The organism is Sphingobium sp. EM0848, assembly GCF_013375555.1.
Lineage (GTDB): Bacteria > Pseudomonadota > Alphaproteobacteria > Sphingomonadales > Sphingomonadaceae > Sphingobium.
Genome location: NZ_JABXWB010000004.1, coordinates 105656 through 122653 on the forward strand (window position 1 = coordinate 105656; position 16998 = coordinate 122653).

General features: G+C 58.9%; 12 protein-coding genes and 3 pseudogenes. 10 read left to right on the forward strand and 5 right to left on the reverse strand.

The window, feature by feature from the left end; genetic code table 11:
• Window positions 1-48 precede the first annotated feature (48 nt).
• A complete protein-coding gene (locus HUK73_RS17895; protein ID WP_001389365.1) occupies window positions 49-813 on the reverse strand; it encodes an IS6-like element IS6100 family transposase in 765 nt (254 codons plus the stop codon).
• A 319-nt stretch (window positions 814-1132) separates the two neighbouring features.
• Between HUK73_RS17895 and HUK73_RS17900 the strand changes: the two are divergent.
• The 10 genes and pseudogenes from HUK73_RS17900 to istA (HUK73_RS17945) all read left to right on the forward strand — a co-directional run.
• A pseudogene (locus HUK73_RS17900) lies at window positions 1133-1471 on the forward strand (transposase); the annotation flags it as partial.
• 115 nt (window positions 1472-1586) lie between these two features.
• Window positions 1587-3107, forward strand: coding sequence for an IS21-like element ISRsp3 family transposase (gene istA / locus HUK73_RS17905; protein ID WP_032490240.1), 1521 nt, complete (start codon window positions 1587-1589; stop codon window positions 3105-3107).
• Window positions 3097-3582: pseudogene (gene istB / locus HUK73_RS17910) on the forward strand (IS21-like element ISRsp3 family helper ATPase IstB); the annotation flags it as partial. The gene istA (HUK73_RS17905) and the pseudogene istB (HUK73_RS17910), both read left to right, overlap by 11 nt.
• A gap of 105 nt (window positions 3583-3687) precedes the next feature.
• Window positions 3688-5208: an IS21-like element ISRsp3 family transposase gene (gene istA / locus HUK73_RS17915; RefSeq protein ID WP_032490240.1), complete on the forward strand. Its 1521-nt coding sequence runs from the start codon at window positions 3688-3690 to the stop codon at window positions 5206-5208.
• A complete protein-coding gene (gene istB, locus HUK73_RS17920) occupies window positions 5198-5977 on the forward strand; it encodes an IS21-like element ISRsp3 family helper ATPase IstB (RefSeq protein ID WP_006955904.1) in 780 nt (259 codons plus the stop codon). Before istA (HUK73_RS17915) ends, istB (HUK73_RS17920) begins: the two co-directional genes overlap by 11 nt.
• Before the next feature lie 102 nt (window positions 5978-6079).
• Window positions 6080-8464 carry a carbaryl hydrolase CehA gene (gene cehA / locus HUK73_RS17925; protein WP_176593296.1) on the forward strand — a complete coding sequence of 795 codons (2385 nt, stop codon included), beginning with the start codon at window positions 6080-6082 and terminating at the stop codon, window positions 8462-8464.
• On the forward strand, window positions 8461-8916 hold the full coding sequence (locus tag HUK73_RS17930) for a hypothetical protein (RefSeq protein ID WP_054944279.1): 456 nt from the start codon (window positions 8461-8463) through the stop codon (window positions 8914-8916). Before cehA ends, HUK73_RS17930 begins: the two co-directional genes overlap by 4 nt.
• Window positions 8917-9224: 308 nt before the next feature.
• The gene (locus HUK73_RS17935; protein WP_176593297.1) at window positions 9225-11450 is read left to right on the forward strand and encodes a TonB-dependent receptor; all 2226 of its coding nucleotides are present in this window, start codon (window positions 9225-9227) and stop codon (window positions 11448-11450) included.
• Between the two features lie 108 nt (window positions 11451-11558).
• Window positions 11559-12341, forward strand: coding sequence for an alkaline phosphatase family protein (locus tag HUK73_RS17940; RefSeq protein ID WP_176593298.1), 783 nt, complete (start codon window positions 11559-11561; stop codon window positions 12339-12341).
• Window positions 12342-12445: 104 nt separating this feature from the next.
• A pseudogene (gene istA / locus HUK73_RS17945) lies at window positions 12446-13627 on the forward strand (IS21-like element ISRsp3 family transposase); the annotation flags it as partial.
• Window positions 13628-13708: 81 nt separating this feature from the next.
• Here the strand turns inward: istA (HUK73_RS17945) and HUK73_RS17950 are convergent.
• From HUK73_RS17950 to HUK73_RS17965, 4 genes are all read right to left on the reverse strand, one after another.
• Window positions 13709-13984: an ATP-binding protein gene (locus HUK73_RS17950; protein ID WP_304413756.1), complete on the reverse strand. Its 276-nt coding sequence runs from the start codon at window positions 13982-13984 to the stop codon at window positions 13709-13711.
• Window positions 13985-14104: 120 nt separating this feature from the next.
• On the reverse strand, window positions 14105-14872 hold the full coding sequence (istB, locus tag HUK73_RS17955; RefSeq protein WP_054944222.1) for an IS21-like element helper ATPase IstB: 768 nt from the start codon (window positions 14870-14872) through the stop codon (window positions 14105-14107).
• Window positions 14869-16365: an IS21 family transposase gene (istA, locus tag HUK73_RS17960; RefSeq protein WP_082430708.1), complete on the reverse strand. Its 1497-nt coding sequence runs from the start codon at window positions 16363-16365 to the stop codon at window positions 14869-14871. Before istA (HUK73_RS17960) ends, istB (HUK73_RS17955) begins: the two co-directional genes overlap by 4 nt.
• A 116-nt stretch (window positions 16366-16481) precedes the next feature.
• Window positions 16482-16997, reverse strand: coding sequence for an ATP-binding protein (locus tag HUK73_RS17965; protein WP_304413757.1), 516 nt, complete (start codon window positions 16995-16997; stop codon window positions 16482-16484).
• Between the last annotated feature and the right edge of the window lies 1 nt (window position 16998).

Sequence of the window (16998 nt, forward strand, 5' to 3'; positions counted from 1 at the left end):
GTTGCAAAGATTGGCGGCAGTCAGAGGTAGGCTGTCGCTCTGCGCCGATCAGGCGGCTGCTGCGAAATGGTGGTTGAGCATGCCCATGGCCTCCGTCAGCGCCGAGGGCCCAATGCCAAAAGCTCTCTCCACAAGGCGCACCTCGCCCCTGATGCCGGGCTGCAGGCACCAGGGGCGAGCCTGTCCTTTGCGCAGGGCTCGCATGACTTCGAATCCCTTGATCGTGGCATAGGCCGTGGGGATCGATTTGAAACCGCGCACCGGCTTGATCAGTATCTTGAGCTTTCCGTGATCGGCCTCGATCACGTTATTGAGATACTTCACCTGCCGGTGGGCCGTCTCCCGGTCCAGCTTTCCTTCGCGCTTCAATTCGGTGATCGCTGCACCATAGCTCGGCGCTTTGTCGGTATTGAGCGTGGCAGGCTTTTCCCAGTGCTTCAGGCCTCGCAGGGCCTTGCCCAGGAACCGCTTCGCTGCCTTGGCGCTGCGGGTCGGCGACAGGTAGAAATCGATCGTGTCGCCCCGCTTGTCGACTGCCCGGTACAGGTAGGTCCACTTGCCCCGCACCTTGACGTAGGTTTCATCCAGGCGCCAGCTCGGATCAAAGCCACGCCGCCAGAACCAGCGCAGCCGCTTCTCCATCTCCGGGGCGTAGCACTGGACCCAGCGATAGATCGTCGTATGGTCGACCGAAATGCCGCGTTCCGCCAGCATTTCCTCAAGGTCGCGATAGCTGATCGGATAGCGACAATACCAGCGCACCGCCCACAGGATCACATCACCCTGGAAATGGCGCCACTTGAAATCCGTCATCGTTCCGTCCGTCCAATCTCCGCCAAGCATGCTCAAGCTTCACGATTTTTGCAACAGAGCCAGCCAGGCGATTAATAGCTTCGATAACCCTGCTCGATGAACCGATCAAAAGCCCTTATTTTAGCCGATTCGATACATCTGATCAGCGTACCGTTGAGAGCATTAACCGCATCGCACTCTGGCTTGCGTCAACTGCTGGGTGCCATCATGCTAAACGTTGGGGTCGTCGCTGATGCATTACTCATGATGGGGTGGACGCCCCCCGACGGCATCGAAGTGCCATAGTGGAGGTGTTGAACACCACTAGAGGGAGGCGTCCGTGGGCGAAGTTAGCACGATTGGCTTGGATATCGCCAAGCAGGTTTTCCAGGTTCATGGTGCCGATGCAGTCGGCGCTGAGCTCTTCTCGAAGAGGATCACCAGGTCGAAGCTGCTGAGCTTTTTTGCGGCGCAGCCCCCTTGCCTTGTGGCGATGGAGGCATGCGGCGGCGCTCATCATTGGGCGCGCGAGCTGGCGAGGCTCGGTCACACAGTGCGCCTCATCCCGCCGGCTTATGTGAAGCCCTTCGTGAAGCGACAGAAGAACGATGCGGCGGATGCCGAAGCGATCTGTGAAGCCGTGCAGCGCCCGACCATGCGCTTCGTCACCGTGAAGACCGAGGTTGTTGAGTTGCACTGAGAAGTGACCCGGGAGGGTTATAAGTTTTCACTGAGAATTGACCCATGTTTTCCTCGCCCCTGGCTGACAGTCAGGAGGCATCGGAGTGATCGACATGGACCTACTCAGTGTGATCCGCCGCTGGCATTTTCGGCAAGGCATCCCCATTCGCGAGATCCGGCGGCGGACTGGATTATCGCGCAACACGATCCGCAAATATCTGCGCGATGACGCGGTGGAGCCGACGTTCAAGGTTCCCAAACGGCCGAGCAAGCTTGATCAGTTTGCAGAAAAACTGACGACGTGGCTGCGGGTGGAATCTGGCAAGTCGCGCAAACAGAAGCGAACAGCCAAGCAGCTACATGCAGATCTGGTTAAGCTGGGCTACGAGGGATCATACAGCCGTGTTGCCGCCTTCGCCCGCTCGTGGAAGACCGAACGCCAATATGAAAAGCAAACCAGTGGGCGCGGCACATTCGTACCGCTGATCTTCCAGCCCGGTGAGGCCTTTCAGTTCGATTGGAGTGAAGATTACGCCCTTCTGAATGGCCGGCCTACCAAGCTGCAGGTGGCCCATACCAAGCTCTCCCACAGTCGGGCGTTCATCACGCGAGCCTATCTGCTGCAAACGCACGAGATGTTGTTCGACGCACTGACGCAGGCCTTCCGGGTGCTGGGCGGCGTGCCTCAGCGTGGAATATTCGACAATATGAAGACGGCTGTAGACCGGATCGGCCAGGGCAAAGTCCGACAGGTCAATGCGCGGTTCGCTGCCATGGCCAGCCACTACCTGTTCGAAACGGATTTTTGCAATCCGGCCTCAGGCTGGGAGAAAGGTCAGGTCGAGAAAAACGTTCAGGATGCGCGTCGACGGTTATGGCAGCCAATGCCCAACTTCCCAGATCTTGATGCCCTCAATGCCTGGTTGGAAGAGCGGTGCATCGCACAATGGGGAGAAATCCAGCATGGCGTCCTCCCCGGCACAGTTGCCGATGTGCACGCCGTTGAGATTATCAGCCTGATGCCGATGGGGCGGGCCTTCGATGGCTTTGTCGAACATACCAAGCGCGTGTCGCCGACCTGCCTGATCGCGTTCGAGCGCAATCGCTATAGCGTTCCTGCATCCTTTGCGAACCGGCCAGTGAGCCTGCGGGTCTATCCTGATCGGTTGGTCATCGCGGCCGAGGGGCAAATCTTGTGCGAGCACAACCGGATTATCGACCGTTCTCACCAGAAGCCGGGGCAGACGATCTATGACTGGCGGCACTATCTGGCAGTTGTTCAGCGCAAGCCTGGCGCTTTGCGCAATGGGGCGCCATTCCTCGAAATGCCCGAAGCCTTCCGGCAACTGCAGGGGCATCTGCTCAAGCGGCTCGGTGGTGACAGGGAGATGGTCGAAATCCTCGCCCTTGTTCTACAGCATAACGAACAGGCTGTGCTCAGCGCCGTCGAACTGGCCCTCGAAGCTGGGGTGCCGACCAAAACCCACATCCTCAATGTTCTGCACCGCCTGATCGATGGCAAGGCTCCACCGGCATCCCCAATCGATGCCCCGCAGGCCCTGCGCCTCGCCCAGGAGCCTGTTGCCGATGTCGAACGCTACGACACGCTGAGGGCGTTACGCCATGCGTCATGATCCGGCCAGCGCCGCTGTGGTTGTCATGCTACGTGGCCTCAAAATGTATGGCATGGCGCAAGCCGCTGGTGATCTGATCGAGCAGGGCGCGCCAGCCTTTGATGCTGCCGTTCCGATCCTCTCACAGCTTCTCAAGGCGGAGATGTCCGAGCGGGAGGTCAGGTCCATTGCTTACCAGATCAAGGCAGCCCGGTTCCCGGCCTACAAGGATCTGGCAGGCTTCGACTTTGCCGTCAGTGAGGTCAACGAGGCGCTCGTGCGTCAACTTCACCGTGGTGACTTTATGGATAGCGCCGACAACGTCGTACTGATCGGCGGACCAGGCACCGGCAAAAGCCACATCGCGACGGCTTTGGGCGTCCAGGCGGTTGAGCATCACCGCAAAAAGATCCGCTTCTTCTCCACCGTCGATCTGGTCAATGCGTTGGAGCAGGAAAAGGCCGCAAACAGAGCGGGCCAGTTGGCCGAGCTGTTGAGTTGCACTGAGAAGTGACCCGGGAGGGTTATAAGTTTTCACTGAGAATTGACCCATGTTTTCCTCGCCCCTGGCTGACAGTCAGGAGGCATCGGAGTGATCGACATGGACCTACTCAGTGTGATCCGCCGCTGGCATTTTCGGCAAGGCATCCCCATTCGCGAGATCCGGCGGCGGACTGGATTATCGCGCAACACGATCCGCAAATATCTGCGCGATGACGCGGTGGAGCCGACGTTCAAGGTTCCCAAACGGCCGAGCAAGCTTGATCAGTTTGCAGAAAAACTGACGACGTGGCTGCGGGTGGAATCTGGCAAGTCGCGCAAACAGAAGCGAACAGCCAAGCAGCTACATGCAGATCTGGTTAAGCTGGGCTACGAGGGATCATACAGCCGTGTTGCCGCCTTCGCCCGCTCGTGGAAGACCGAACGCCAATATGAAAAGCAAACCAGTGGGCGCGGCACATTCGTACCGCTGATCTTCCAGCCCGGTGAGGCCTTTCAGTTCGATTGGAGTGAAGATTACGCCCTTCTGAATGGCCGGCCTACCAAGCTGCAGGTGGCCCATACCAAGCTCTCCCACAGTCGGGCGTTCATCACGCGAGCCTATCTGCTGCAAACGCACGAGATGTTGTTCGACGCACTGACGCAGGCCTTCCGGGTGCTGGGCGGCGTGCCTCAGCGTGGAATATTCGACAATATGAAGACGGCTGTAGACCGGATCGGCCAGGGCAAAGTCCGACAGGTCAATGCGCGGTTCGCTGCCATGGCCAGCCACTACCTGTTCGAAACGGATTTTTGCAATCCGGCCTCAGGCTGGGAGAAAGGTCAGGTCGAGAAAAACGTTCAGGATGCGCGTCGACGGTTATGGCAGCCAATGCCCAACTTCCCAGATCTTGATGCCCTCAATGCCTGGTTGGAAGAGCGGTGCATCGCACAATGGGGAGAAATCCAGCATGGCGTCCTCCCCGGCACAGTTGCCGATGTGCACGCCGTTGAGATTATCAGCCTGATGCCGATGGGGCGGGCCTTCGATGGCTTTGTCGAACATACCAAGCGCGTGTCGCCGACCTGCCTGATCGCGTTCGAGCGCAATCGCTATAGCGTTCCTGCATCCTTTGCGAACCGGCCAGTGAGCCTGCGGGTCTATCCTGATCGGTTGGTCATCGCGGCCGAGGGGCAAATCTTGTGCGAGCACAACCGGATTATCGACCGTTCTCACCAGAAGCCGGGGCAGACGATCTATGACTGGCGGCACTATCTGGCAGTTGTTCAGCGCAAGCCTGGCGCTTTGCGCAATGGGGCGCCATTCCTCGAAATGCCCGAAGCCTTCCGGCAACTGCAGGGGCATCTGCTCAAGCGGCTCGGTGGTGACAGGGAGATGGTCGAAATCCTCGCCCTTGTTCTACAGCATAACGAACAGGCTGTGCTCAGCGCCGTCGAACTGGCCCTCGAAGCTGGGGTGCCGACCAAAACCCACATCCTCAATGTTCTGCACCGCCTGATCGATGGCAAGGCTCCACCGGCATCCCCAATCGATGCCCCGCAGGCCCTGCGCCTCGCCCAGGAGCCTGTTGCCGATGTCGAACGCTACGACACGCTGAGGGCGTTACGCCATGCGTCATGATCCGGCCAGCGCCGCTGTGGTTGTCATGCTACGTGGCCTCAAAATGTATGGCATGGCGCAAGCCGCTGGTGATCTGATCGAGCAGGGCGCGCCAGCCTTTGATGCTGCCGTTCCGATCCTCTCACAGCTTCTCAAGGCGGAGATGTCCGAGCGGGAGGTCAGGTCCATTGCTTACCAGATCAAGGCAGCCCGGTTCCCGGCCTACAAGGATCTGGCAGGCTTCGACTTTGCCGTCAGTGAGGTCAACGAGGCGCTCGTGCGTCAACTTCACCGTGGTGACTTTATGGATAGCGCCGACAACGTCGTACTGATCGGCGGACCAGGCACCGGCAAAAGCCACATCGCGACGGCTTTGGGCGTCCAGGCGGTTGAGCATCACCGCAAAAAGATCCGCTTCTTCTCCACCGTCGATCTGGTCAATGCGTTGGAGCAGGAAAAGGCCGCAAACAGAGCGGGCCAGTTGGCCGAGCGTCTGTTGCGCCTCGACCTCGTCATCCTTGATGAGCTGGGATATCTACCCTTCAGCCCTTCAGGCGGGGCCATGCTGTTCCATCTGCTCAGCAAACTCTATGAGCGGACCAGCGTTGTTATCACCACCAACCTGAGCTTCAGCGAGTGGTCCAGTATCTTTGGCGATGCCAAAATGACCACCGCCCTGCTGGATCGCCTCACGCATCATTGCCATATCCTTGAAACCGGCAATGACAGCTTCCGCTTCAGAGCCAGTTCCGCCGCCCCAAAATCCAGAAAGGACAAATCACCCGCTTGACCCTGCTCGTCGCAGGCAGTACATCATCCACGCCCACCCGGGTCACTTCTCAATGAAAATCCCGGGTCACTTCTCAGTGCAACTCAACAGGAAGGCGAAACGTTGGACCAACCATTCAAACCAGATCGTCGCCAACTTCTGGCAGGCGCAACATTGCTGCTGGGCGCCAGCCATTGGCCTGTCTTCGCCTCGACTGACGCAATTGAGCCGCAGCCGTACTTCGCGAGCGTGAAACGCGCGGTCGAGCAACTGGCCGCAATGGGGCAGCCGATTGCCGATGCGGATATGGCCAGGCTGGCGAGTCTGTTCTCGAGGGAAGATGCTGAGGCAGTTATTGCCGCCGAGGCGCTTCTCGAGCGCTATACACTCGCTAGGGTCACGCTCGACAAAGGCGGCATGGGCGCCGCTGCGTTAGGCGGAGCGAAGCGCCATTTGGTCGAGCAGGGATGGACCGCGTTCTTGGTGAGGGTCTCTAACCCATCATCGCTAACGCAGGCATTCGAAATTTACAGCGGCAGTGCGATGCCTGCGCGGATGTTCCCACAGGCCTCGAAGCTCGCCGCTGAGCAGAAGGCCTATCTTGCCGATACCGTTCGAAAGGAAGCCCTCATCGAACGAATGTGGCTGATGTCGCAAATCGAAGCTTCGCCAGTGCTGAGCGGCAATGTCGTGGAGTACAAGATCGCCACGATTTACAGCAGGGACCGGGGAAGAAAGACGGGCAGGTTGGGCTTTGGGGCAGGAATTTTGCAGGACAATCCTACCTGGGGGGCCGTAAGTCGCGCATCGGTAGCTAACCCGCTCGTAACCGATTTTGTCTCTCAACCATCTCGCGATATTCAGCTGCAGATCCTCGATGATGATGGTGTCGGCTGCATGGCATCGCTGATGATCCATGACGCCAATAAGCATATCTATCCGCCCCAGGTGATGCGCCTAGCACCCGACCTTGCGTTTCAACCCCACATATATCGAGCCGATGGCGAGACCGTCCGCCTGCCAGACGGCGAGTATCATATAATGGTCCGTAGGGGGCCTGAGTATCTGGTGCAGCGCGCCACCGTTCGCGTTTCGGCGAGCGACGCACGAATAGCGGTGCGGCTCAAACGATGGATCGATCCGGCGAAATGGGGCTGGTACTCTGGCGACACGCATCTCCACGCCGCAGGTTGTGCTCATTATATGTTGCCTACCGAAGGGGTAGCACCTGAAACGATGATCCGTCACATAAGAGGCGAAGCTCTCTCCGTTGGCGAGGTCTTAACCTGGGCTGGAGGTTATTCCTACCAGAAGCAGTTCTTTTCCGGTGCTGCGATCAGTCCCGAGGCGCGGCTCGAACATCCTCAACTGCAGGCTGCTAACAACGCAGACTGGAAGCCCATGCCCACGCCGAAAGATCGAGAGAGCATGCTCCGCTACGATCTCGAGATCTCGGGTTTTCCGTCAAGTCTTTCCGGGCATTTGATCCTGATGAGACTTAAGGAGCTTAGCTACCCTGGTACGCACGCGGTGGAGGACTGGCCATCTTGGAATCTCCCGGTGGCGAAATGGGCGAAAGCCCAAGGAGCACTGGTAGGATACACCCATTGTTCATTCGGTATGATAGTCGGCACCAACGCTCTACCAAATTACGAAATTCCAACTTTCAACAGCGTCGGCACGAACGAAGCGATTGTTGGCGTGACCCACGGCGCGGTCGATTTCTTGGCAGGTTGCAATGGTCCCCCTGCTGCTGAGCTCAATGCGTGGTATCATCTGCTCAACTGCGGTTACACGCTGATGATGGCAGGCGAGACGGATTATCCGTGTATCGTGCCTTCGGTCGACTCTCGGCCGGGGATCGGACGCACCTACGTGAAGTTGCCACAAAGGCCAGTGGACGATGCGGGTTACAGCGCCTGGGTGGACGGTCTTGAGAATGGCCACCTCTACTGGGGTGACGGCAGAACGCATTTTCTACATTTCACGGCGAACGGGCGGGAGAGTGGCAAGCAGCCCCTCGCATTTGTCCGCGCTAGTAACGTCAGGGTGAGCGCCACGATAGCCGCGATGCTCGAACTGACTCCATCGCCTGAGACGGTGCAGAACGCCTCGGAAGAGCCGTGGCACATCGAACATGCGCGGATCGGCAACAGCCGTAAGGTAGCGGTCGAGCTTATCGTCAATGGCGTGGCGGTGAAACGCCAGGAAATGCTTGCCGATGGCTCGCTCCAGCAGATCTCCTTCAAGGAGAAGATCGACCGCAGTTCCTGGATCGCAATGCGGGTGCTTGGGTCCGGCCATACCTATCCCGTATTCGTCACCATCGGAAACAAACCGATCCGTGCTTCGCGGCGTAGCGCCGAATGGCTACGCACCTGCGTGGATGCGCTCTGGAATGAGAAGCACAGTTTGATCCGCGATACGGAACTGGCCGACGCGGCCGCGGCATATGATCATGCGCGCCAGACTTATGATCGGATCATCGCCGAAAGCGACTTAACGTGAAGTGGATCGCCTGGCCGCTCCTGCTCATGGCCTCGGTTGCCGGCGCGCAGGACCATCACCAGCATCACAATGACAAGTCCGAAGCGCTCGGGCAGGATGCTCATATCGTCGTGACCATCAATCCGGAGGCGCGCGTAAGCGCGGCCCTACACCAGCCCTTACCGCTCCAACCGAAATGCGGCGATGCGAGAGACTTCAGCGTCGAGATCATCAATCAGGGCTTCGTAACAGCGCCGTTGCGTGCCGCCATCATTGATGGAGCAGGCGACCGTGTCGCGCTTCATATGGATGTGCAGAAGCTCAGTGGCAGGGCGAGGGATCTCCGACGGCTGCACCTTACCCCTCTTGATCAGCGCGCTTCCGACGTGACAGTTGCGTTCAGCCTCGATCACAATGTTGGTGATCAAGGTAAGCGTGATCGCGTACATATCCTGATGCGGTGTAGGCCTTAGCTTCAACCCGATTTTTGTCCATGCCTGATCCCTTCCGGCCCATGGCGGAGGAGTCAGGATCCGCAGTCTGGCAAGAGACGACGCGCCTTGACCCAGCTCAAGCTAACGTTCCCTTCAGCACAACTGAAACGTCGCTCGCGCACAAGCCATAAAGGTGCTGGCCGGATAATACCTGTATCGATCGATGGAAGTTCGAGAATAGGTTCATCACGCGCACTGCCGACCGATACGGTGGGGGCGGTCCGCCCTGCCTCGGCCGAACGACCTGTCGATCCAACACAGGCGAAATTAAGCGGGGGAAGACCGACATGCGCAGCTATTTATTGATAAGTGCTTCGATCATATTGCCGGGTCTCGCAAGCCCGTCAGTTGCTCAGGCCCTATCGGGTAATGCTGAAACGGCATCTTCAATTTCTGATGCAGATGGAGACAGCGCCGAAATCGTCGTGACAGCCTCGCGCCGCAGTGACAGTGTTAAAAACACGCCGATCGCTGTCACGGCTATCGGCGGAGATGCGCTGAGGGAAAATCAAATCGCCAACCTGGCAGATCTAGCTTCTTCCACTCCGAACATCCAGATCAGCACCTCGTTCAACAACGCCAACATCGCGATCCGAGGTGTTGGCAACAGCCAATTCGCGGCGGGTTCGGATGCCGGCGTGGCTGTCCACTCCGATGGTGTCTATCTCGGCCAATCGGTGTTGGCGCTGGCAACAATGAACGATGTCGAACGTGTGGAAATTTTGCGCGGTCCCCAAGGAACTCTGTTCGGTCGCAACGCGACCGGCGGCGCGATCAACATCATCCCCAAACGTCCGACGGAAGATCTTCATTATGGCGTCGAAGCATCGTTCGGCCTCGATCCCGCGATGGTGCGCAGTTCGGCCTATGTCAGCGGCTCCGTCGTCGAGGGGCTGCGCGGACGCCTGTCGCTCAGCCAAAATTATAACAAGGGTTATACCAAGAATCTCGTTGCGTCCTCGGGCTCCAGTGCGGTGCCGTCCAGGCTGGACGATGCGGACAGCGCTTCCATTCGCGCCCAGCTCGAAGCTGGAACGGGAGCGTTCGTCACGAGGCTGTCGCTCGAATATATGAAGGATAAGGGGGCCGGTCCCTCTATATGGCTGACGGGCACACCAAGCGGCGTGTTGCCTCCGGTCGTTGCGAACACGCCGTTGGGCAATCTCGATAAGCGTCAGGTTTATAACAATTACGGTTACAAGAATAATGAGGCAAAATTTGCCACGCTCATATCGACGCTCGACATAGGGCAGGGGCAGATCAAGGCGACTGCCTCATATGGAGAGACGCGCATTGAGACCCTGACGGATGGAGACGGTACCGCTGTCGACCACACGTCGACCTACGCGCTGAATAACGCCAAGCAAACGTTTGGAGAGCTCATTTACGCATCGGATCCAGCACGGCCGTTGGGCCTGATTCTCGGCGCGAACTATTTCCATGAGCGCTCGTCGCAGGCCTTCTCAATACCGATCAGCACCCTGCCGCCGCCTCTCGATGTCCTGGGTCCGGTCGTTTATGATGCTGGTGCATCCTCGCTCAAGTCTACGTCCTATGCCGCCTTCGGACAGGCGCAATACAAGATCTCTGATGCGTTTCGCGTTTTCGCGGGCCTGCGCTATTCTCGCGATCGGAAAGCAATCGAGAATTATAGCAATTTTGGCGTGTCTCCGGCCGCAGGTCGCGAAAGCTGGAGCCGTACGACATATGAGTTAGGTGCTTCGCTGAAGGTGAATGCGAACGTCACTGGTTACGCAAAATACGGCACGGGTTATAAGGGCGGAGGGTATTCTGCCGCTGCTAATGCGATTGCGTTCAACCCCGAGACCAATACAAATATGGAGATAGGCCTCAAGGGGAACTATCTCGGGGGCGCCCTGCAGGCGAATCTGGCGGGCTTCCACATGAAGTATAAGAATTTACAGGTAAATCAGGCCGTGGGCGCCGTCGTTCTAGTCACAAATGCGGCCCGTGCGACGATAAATGGTTTTGAAGCGGAGCTGAAAATTCGCCCGGTCCAAGCTTTTCGTGTCGATCTGAATGCTTCTTGGTTGGATGCTAGGTTTGACGATTTTTTCTCACGCGATGACTCGCGCCCTACTTTCTTGCCAGACACTAAGATCATCAACGGTATCCCAGTGCAAGGAATAGATCTTGAAGATAACAGGCTTCCTACCGCACCTAAATATGCCGTCAGTGCTGGTGCCTATTACGACATATCGATAGATTCTGGCCTTGTTACTGTGGGCGGGCGCTATGATTGGAAGTCACGTGTCTATTTCAATGAGTTCAATACCCGGCTCTCATCGCAAAAGGCGATTGGTAAGCTCAATCTTTTCCTCCGTTATACAAGCAACGATCAACGTTGGAATGCGAGCCTGTTCGCACTGAATGTGACGGACAAACAGGTTAAAGAAAACGTCACCGTGGTTTCTGCTTTGATAGGGTCGTTGGGAGTCGCGCGGTATCAGCCCGCTCGGCAGTTCGGGCTCTCGCTCGGCTATCGATATTAGGCGATCGGCTCAGGGTTCGGATCGTGCAATGATGCCCCATATGTAACGGGTGGATGGTCAGTTTGATGCCTGATCGTCAGCGCCAGTTTGTACAGGAAGGCAAGCGCAGTGGGTTCGCATCGTTCGCATACGCTTGCCGACCGGCGCGCTTTTCTGAAAGCCGCCGGCGGCATTGGAGGGGCACTTGGCTATCCGAGTATCGCCAGAGCCTTTGGAATATCCGCCAACCGCCGCACCGGAACCATTCAGGATGTCAAACACGTCGTTATCCTGATGCAGGAGAACCGGTCATTCGATCATTATTTTGGATCCATGAAGGGCGTGCTGGGGTTTGGCGATCCGCACCCAGTCCCGCTGCCCGACGGTCAGCCTGTGTGGAGCCAAAGGGCCAAAAACGGTCGTGTGATACGACCTTTCCACCTCGATACGCGCACCACTGCGGCTCTAAAGGTCGCTGATCTCCCGCACGCGTGGAAGGACGCCACAGGCGCCTCTAACGGCGGGCGATGGGACAAGTGGATCGACTGGAAAACGCCGCTTACGATGGGGCACTACCGTCGGGACGACATCGCGTTCCAGTTCGCCTTGGCCGAAGCTTTCACCATTTGCGATGCCTATCACTGCTCGATCCATGGACAAACAAACCCGAACCGCCTGTTCGCGTGGGCGGGCGGCAACGATCCTCGAGGGTTGGCCGGTGGTCCTGTGACCGAGAATGGATCGGGTGTAGCGCTCGATTACGAGATGGTGATGACGCCTGAAATGCAGCGCATCGCCGAACGGAACAAGATCGATCTTAGGAACTTCGGGAAGGGGCCTCGCTACACCTACACTACCTATCCAGAGCGCCTTGAGAGGGCCGGTATTAGCTGGAAGGTCTATCAGTGTTGAGTTGCACTGAGAAGTGACCCGGGAGGGTTATAAGTTTTCACTGAGAATTGACCCATGTTTTCCTCGCCCCTGGCTGACAGTCAGGAGGCATCGGAGTGATCGACATGGACCTACTCAGTGTGATCCGCCGCTGGCATTTTCGGCAAGGCATCCCCATTCGCGAGATCCGGCGGCGGACTGGATTATCGCGCAACACGATCCGCAAATATCTGCGCGATGACGCGGTGGAGCCGACGTTCAAGGTTCCCAAACGGCCGAGCAAGCTTGATCAGTTTGCAGAAAAACTGACGACGTGGCTGCGGGTGGAATCTGGCAAGTCGCGCAAACAGAAGCGAACAGCCAAGCAGCTACATGCAGATCTGGTTAAGCTGGGCTACGAGGGATCATACAGCCGTGTTGCCGCCTTCGCCCGCTCGTGGAAGACCGAACGCCAATATGAAAAGCAAACCAGTGGGCGCGGCACATTCGTACCGCTGATCTTCCAGCCCGGTGAGGCCTTTCAGTTCGATTGGAGTGAAGATTACGCCCTTCTGAATGGCCGGCCTACCAAGCTGCAGGTGGCCCATACCAAGCTCTCCCACAGTCGGGCGTTCATCACGCGAGCCTATCTGCTGCAAACGCACGAGATGTTGTTCGACGCACTGACGCAGGCCTTCCGGGTGCTGGGCGGCGTGCCTCAGCGTGGAATATTCGACAATATGAAGACGGCTGTAGACCGGATCGGCCAGGGCAAAGTCCGACAGGTCAATGCGCGGTTCGCTGCCATGGCCAGCCACTACCTGTTCGAAACGGATTTTTGCAATCCGGCCTCAGGCTGGGAGAAAGGTCAGGTCGAGAAAAACGTTCAGGATGCGCGTCGACGGTTATGGCAGCCAATGCCCAACTTCCCAGATCTTGATGCCCTCAATGCCTGGTTGGAAGAGCGGTGCATCGCACAATGGGGAGAAATCCAGCATGGCGTCCTCCCCGGCACAGTTGCCGATGTGCACGCCGTTGAGATTATCAGCCTGATGCCGATGGGGCGGGCCTTCGATGGCTTTGTCGAACATACCAAGCGCGTGTCGCCGACCTGCCTGATCGCGTTCGAGCGCAATCGCTATAGCGTTCCTGCATCCTTTGCGAACCGGCCAGTGAGCCTGCGGGTCTATCCTGATCGGTTGGTCATCGCGGCCGAGGGGCAAATCTTGTGCGAGCACAACCGGATTATCGACCGTTCTCACCAGAAGCCGGGGCAGACGATCTATGACTGGCGGCACTATCTGGCTGCGCATTTCGCAAAAACGGGACAGGCGCTTCACTAATTCCGGGACAGTCGTTTCGCTAATTCCGGGACAGCGGGAGGTCGTTTTTCGTTTGCCTGGTTGATATCAGTTTTGCTTCATCTCGCTGTTTTGGTTTTCGGTCAAGCTGTGGGGCGATTTTTGCCGCCGCATGCTGTCGCCTTCGAGCGTGATGCGATGGGCATTGTGGATGATGCGATCGAGAATGGCGTCGGCGATAGTCGGCTCACCGATCATGTCGTGCCAGGCGGCAACGGGAAGCTGGGCGGTGATCAGCGTGGATTTCCGGCGGTAGCGTTCCTCGAAGATTTCGAGCAGGTCGAGACGCTGCTGATCGGTCAGACCATGAGTGCCCTCTGTCAACGGCGGAGTAAAAGTCGGCCATTGGGCGGCGCAAAATCAGGCCGGGTGATCCGTGTGCTGGCGAGCGCCGCGAGGGCGTAGCCCGAGTGGGGGTCGCCAACACACGGATGGTCTTTTCTGTCAGGGGTTGGAGCGTGCCTTGCGCGCCTGGCTTTGGGCCAGACGATAGCTCTCTCCGTTCATCTCGAGTATGGAGACGTGGTGGGTAAGCCGGTCGAGGAGCGCGCCTGTCAGGCGCTCGGAGCCGAACGTTTCGGTCCACTCGTCGAACGGCAAGTTGCTGGTGATCAGCGTCGAGCCGCGCTCGTAACGCTGCGAGATCAGCTCGAACAGCAGTTCCGCGCCGGTTTTCGAGAGCGGCACGAACCCCAGTTCATCGATGATGAGGAGCTTGTATCCGGCCATTTGCTTGTGGAGGCGCAGAAGGCGGCGTTCGTCGCGTGCCTCCATCATCGCGCTGACCAGCGCGGACGCGGTGGTGAAGCCGACCGTCAGGCCCTTCTGGCAGGCGGCAAGGCCGAGGCCGATCGCCACATGGGTCTTGCCGGTTCCCGAGGGACCAAGGGCTATGACGTTCTCGCGGCGGTTGATCCAGTCGCAGCGTGCCAGTTCCAGCACCTGCATCTTGTTGAGCTTGGGGATCGCGGCAAAGTCGAAGCTGTCGAGGCTCTTGGCGGCCGGGAACTTCGCAGCCTTGATCCGGCGCTCGACCATCCGGCGTTCCCGGTCGATCAGCTCCAGTTCGACAAGCCGGGCAAGGTAGCGGACGTGATCTGCGCCCTCGGCCGCGCATCGCCGGGCCAGCTTGTCATGCTCGCGCAGGAAGGTTGGTAGCTTGAGCGTCTTGAGGTGGCTGGCCAGTAACAGCTCGGGGGACGGACTGCTCATGCCGCATCCTTCGCATCGCCCGAGAGCAACTGCATGTAGGAGCGCGCCGATGTCGTCTCCACCCTGGCTCTGGGCAGATAGGGATAGATCGCCATGTCCAATCGGGGTGGTCGGCGCTCCACCCGGCACAGCAGGAGATGCTTCACGGCATCAAAGCCGATCGCCCCGATATCGAGAGCCTGCTTTACGGCCGCATGCAGATCGGCAAGCGTGAAGCTCTCCAGCAGACGCAGCACCTGCACATACTCGCGCCGACCATGCTTGCCCATACGAGCTTCCATGAGGCGGCGCAGCGTTGCAAACGCTTCGGGCAGGTGCCAGCCTTGCAGGGGCGCTGCCTGATCGAGCGCATTGATCTTCTGTTCGATCAGGGGAAGGTAATGGATGGGATCGAAGATCACGTCCTCGCGCTCGTAGCTGCGCACATGACGGGCAATGACCTCGCCCCGGCAGCCGATCACCACCTCGCCGACATAGCCCCGGATCCATACCTCCTGATGGCCGAAGCGCACCGGCACCGAGTAATCATTGGTCCGGTAACGCACCAGCGCCTGCGACGAGACCTGGCCGCTGGTCTGGTCACAAGCCTCGAACGGGGCAGCCGGCAGTTCCTGCATCGCCGCCAGATCGCGCTTCAGCCTCTCGCCGATCGTCTCGCTCTCGCCCCGCAGCCGGTCGTTCTGACGCTTGCGGCATTGCTCCTCGAGCCACAGGTTGAACGCCTCCCACGTCGCGAACCGGGGGATCGGCACCATGAAGTTGCGGCGAGCATAACCGACCAGCCCTTCAACACTGCCTTTGTCGTTCCCCCTGCCGGGACGGCCGTAACGATCGCGGATCAGGTAATGCGACAGGAAGCCGCTGAACAGCCGGGCGCGCTGCCTCGTGCCGTCGGGCAGGATCTTCGAGACCAGGCAGCGGTCGTTATCGTAGACGATCGACAGCGGCACCGCGCCGAAAAACGCGAAGGCGTGCACGTGGCCGTCCATCCATGCCTCGGCAACGGCAGCGGGATAGGCGCGCACGTAGCAGGCGTCGCTGTGCGGTAGATCGAGCACGAAGAAATGCGCCTTCTGCACAACACCGCCGATCTCGACCATGGCCTCACCAAAATCTGCCTGGGCATGGCCGGGCGCATGCGCCAGCGGCACGAACATCTCCCGGCTGCGCTGCTCGCGCTGTCGGATGTAATCCTTGATGATCGTGTAGCCGCCGGTGAAACCGTGCTCTTCGCGAAGGCGGTCAAATACCCGCTTCGCCGTATGACGCTGCTTGCGCGGAACCTGACGGTCACCATCAAGCCATGCATCGATGATCGGAACGAACGCTTCCAGCTTGGGCCGCCGCACCGCCGCCGTCCGGCGGTAACCGGGGGGCTCCGAATACGACAGCATCTTGCGGACCGTGTCGCGCGATACGTTGAAATGCTTCGCCGCCTCACGCTGGCTCATGCCGCCCGCGCAAGCAAGACGCACCTTCAGGTAAAGATCCACGGTATATATCTCCACGCCCTCCCTGCTCGCGCAAAGAAGGCAAAGTGGACGACTTTTACGCCGCCCGCAGCAGCACTTCGCCGCCGCCACCGTGGTCTAATTTTGCACCGCCGTTCTCAGCCCCAGTCATCGAGGATGAGCAGTTCGACCCGGGCAAGACGGTCGACAAGCCGCGGGAAGCGACCATCGAGACGAGCCAGCGCAAGATCCTCGAACAGGCGCGGCATGCGCAGATAGAGAACCGAGTAATCGAGCCGGGCCGCCTGCCGGCCAAAGGCGCAACCGAGCCAGGTCTTTCCGGTGCCGGTCTGGCCGGTGATGATCAGATTCTCATGCGCCTTGAGCCATGCTCCTTGCGCAAGCGAGAGGATGTTGCGCCGGTCGAGCCCGCGCGGCGCGGCAAAGTCGATATTCTCGATGCAGGCATCGGCAAAGCGCAGCCGCGCGGCTTTCAGCCGGTTGGCGAGGCGCTTGTCGGCACGCACCGCGATTTCGCGATCGAGCATCAGCCCGAGCCATTCTTCGCGGGCCAGATCGCCGGCGCTGTCCTGCTCAGCGATGTCGCGCCAGGCGGCCGCCATTCCAGCCAGGCCAAGCGCCTGCATCTGGTCGAGGGTAGGATGGTTCAACATG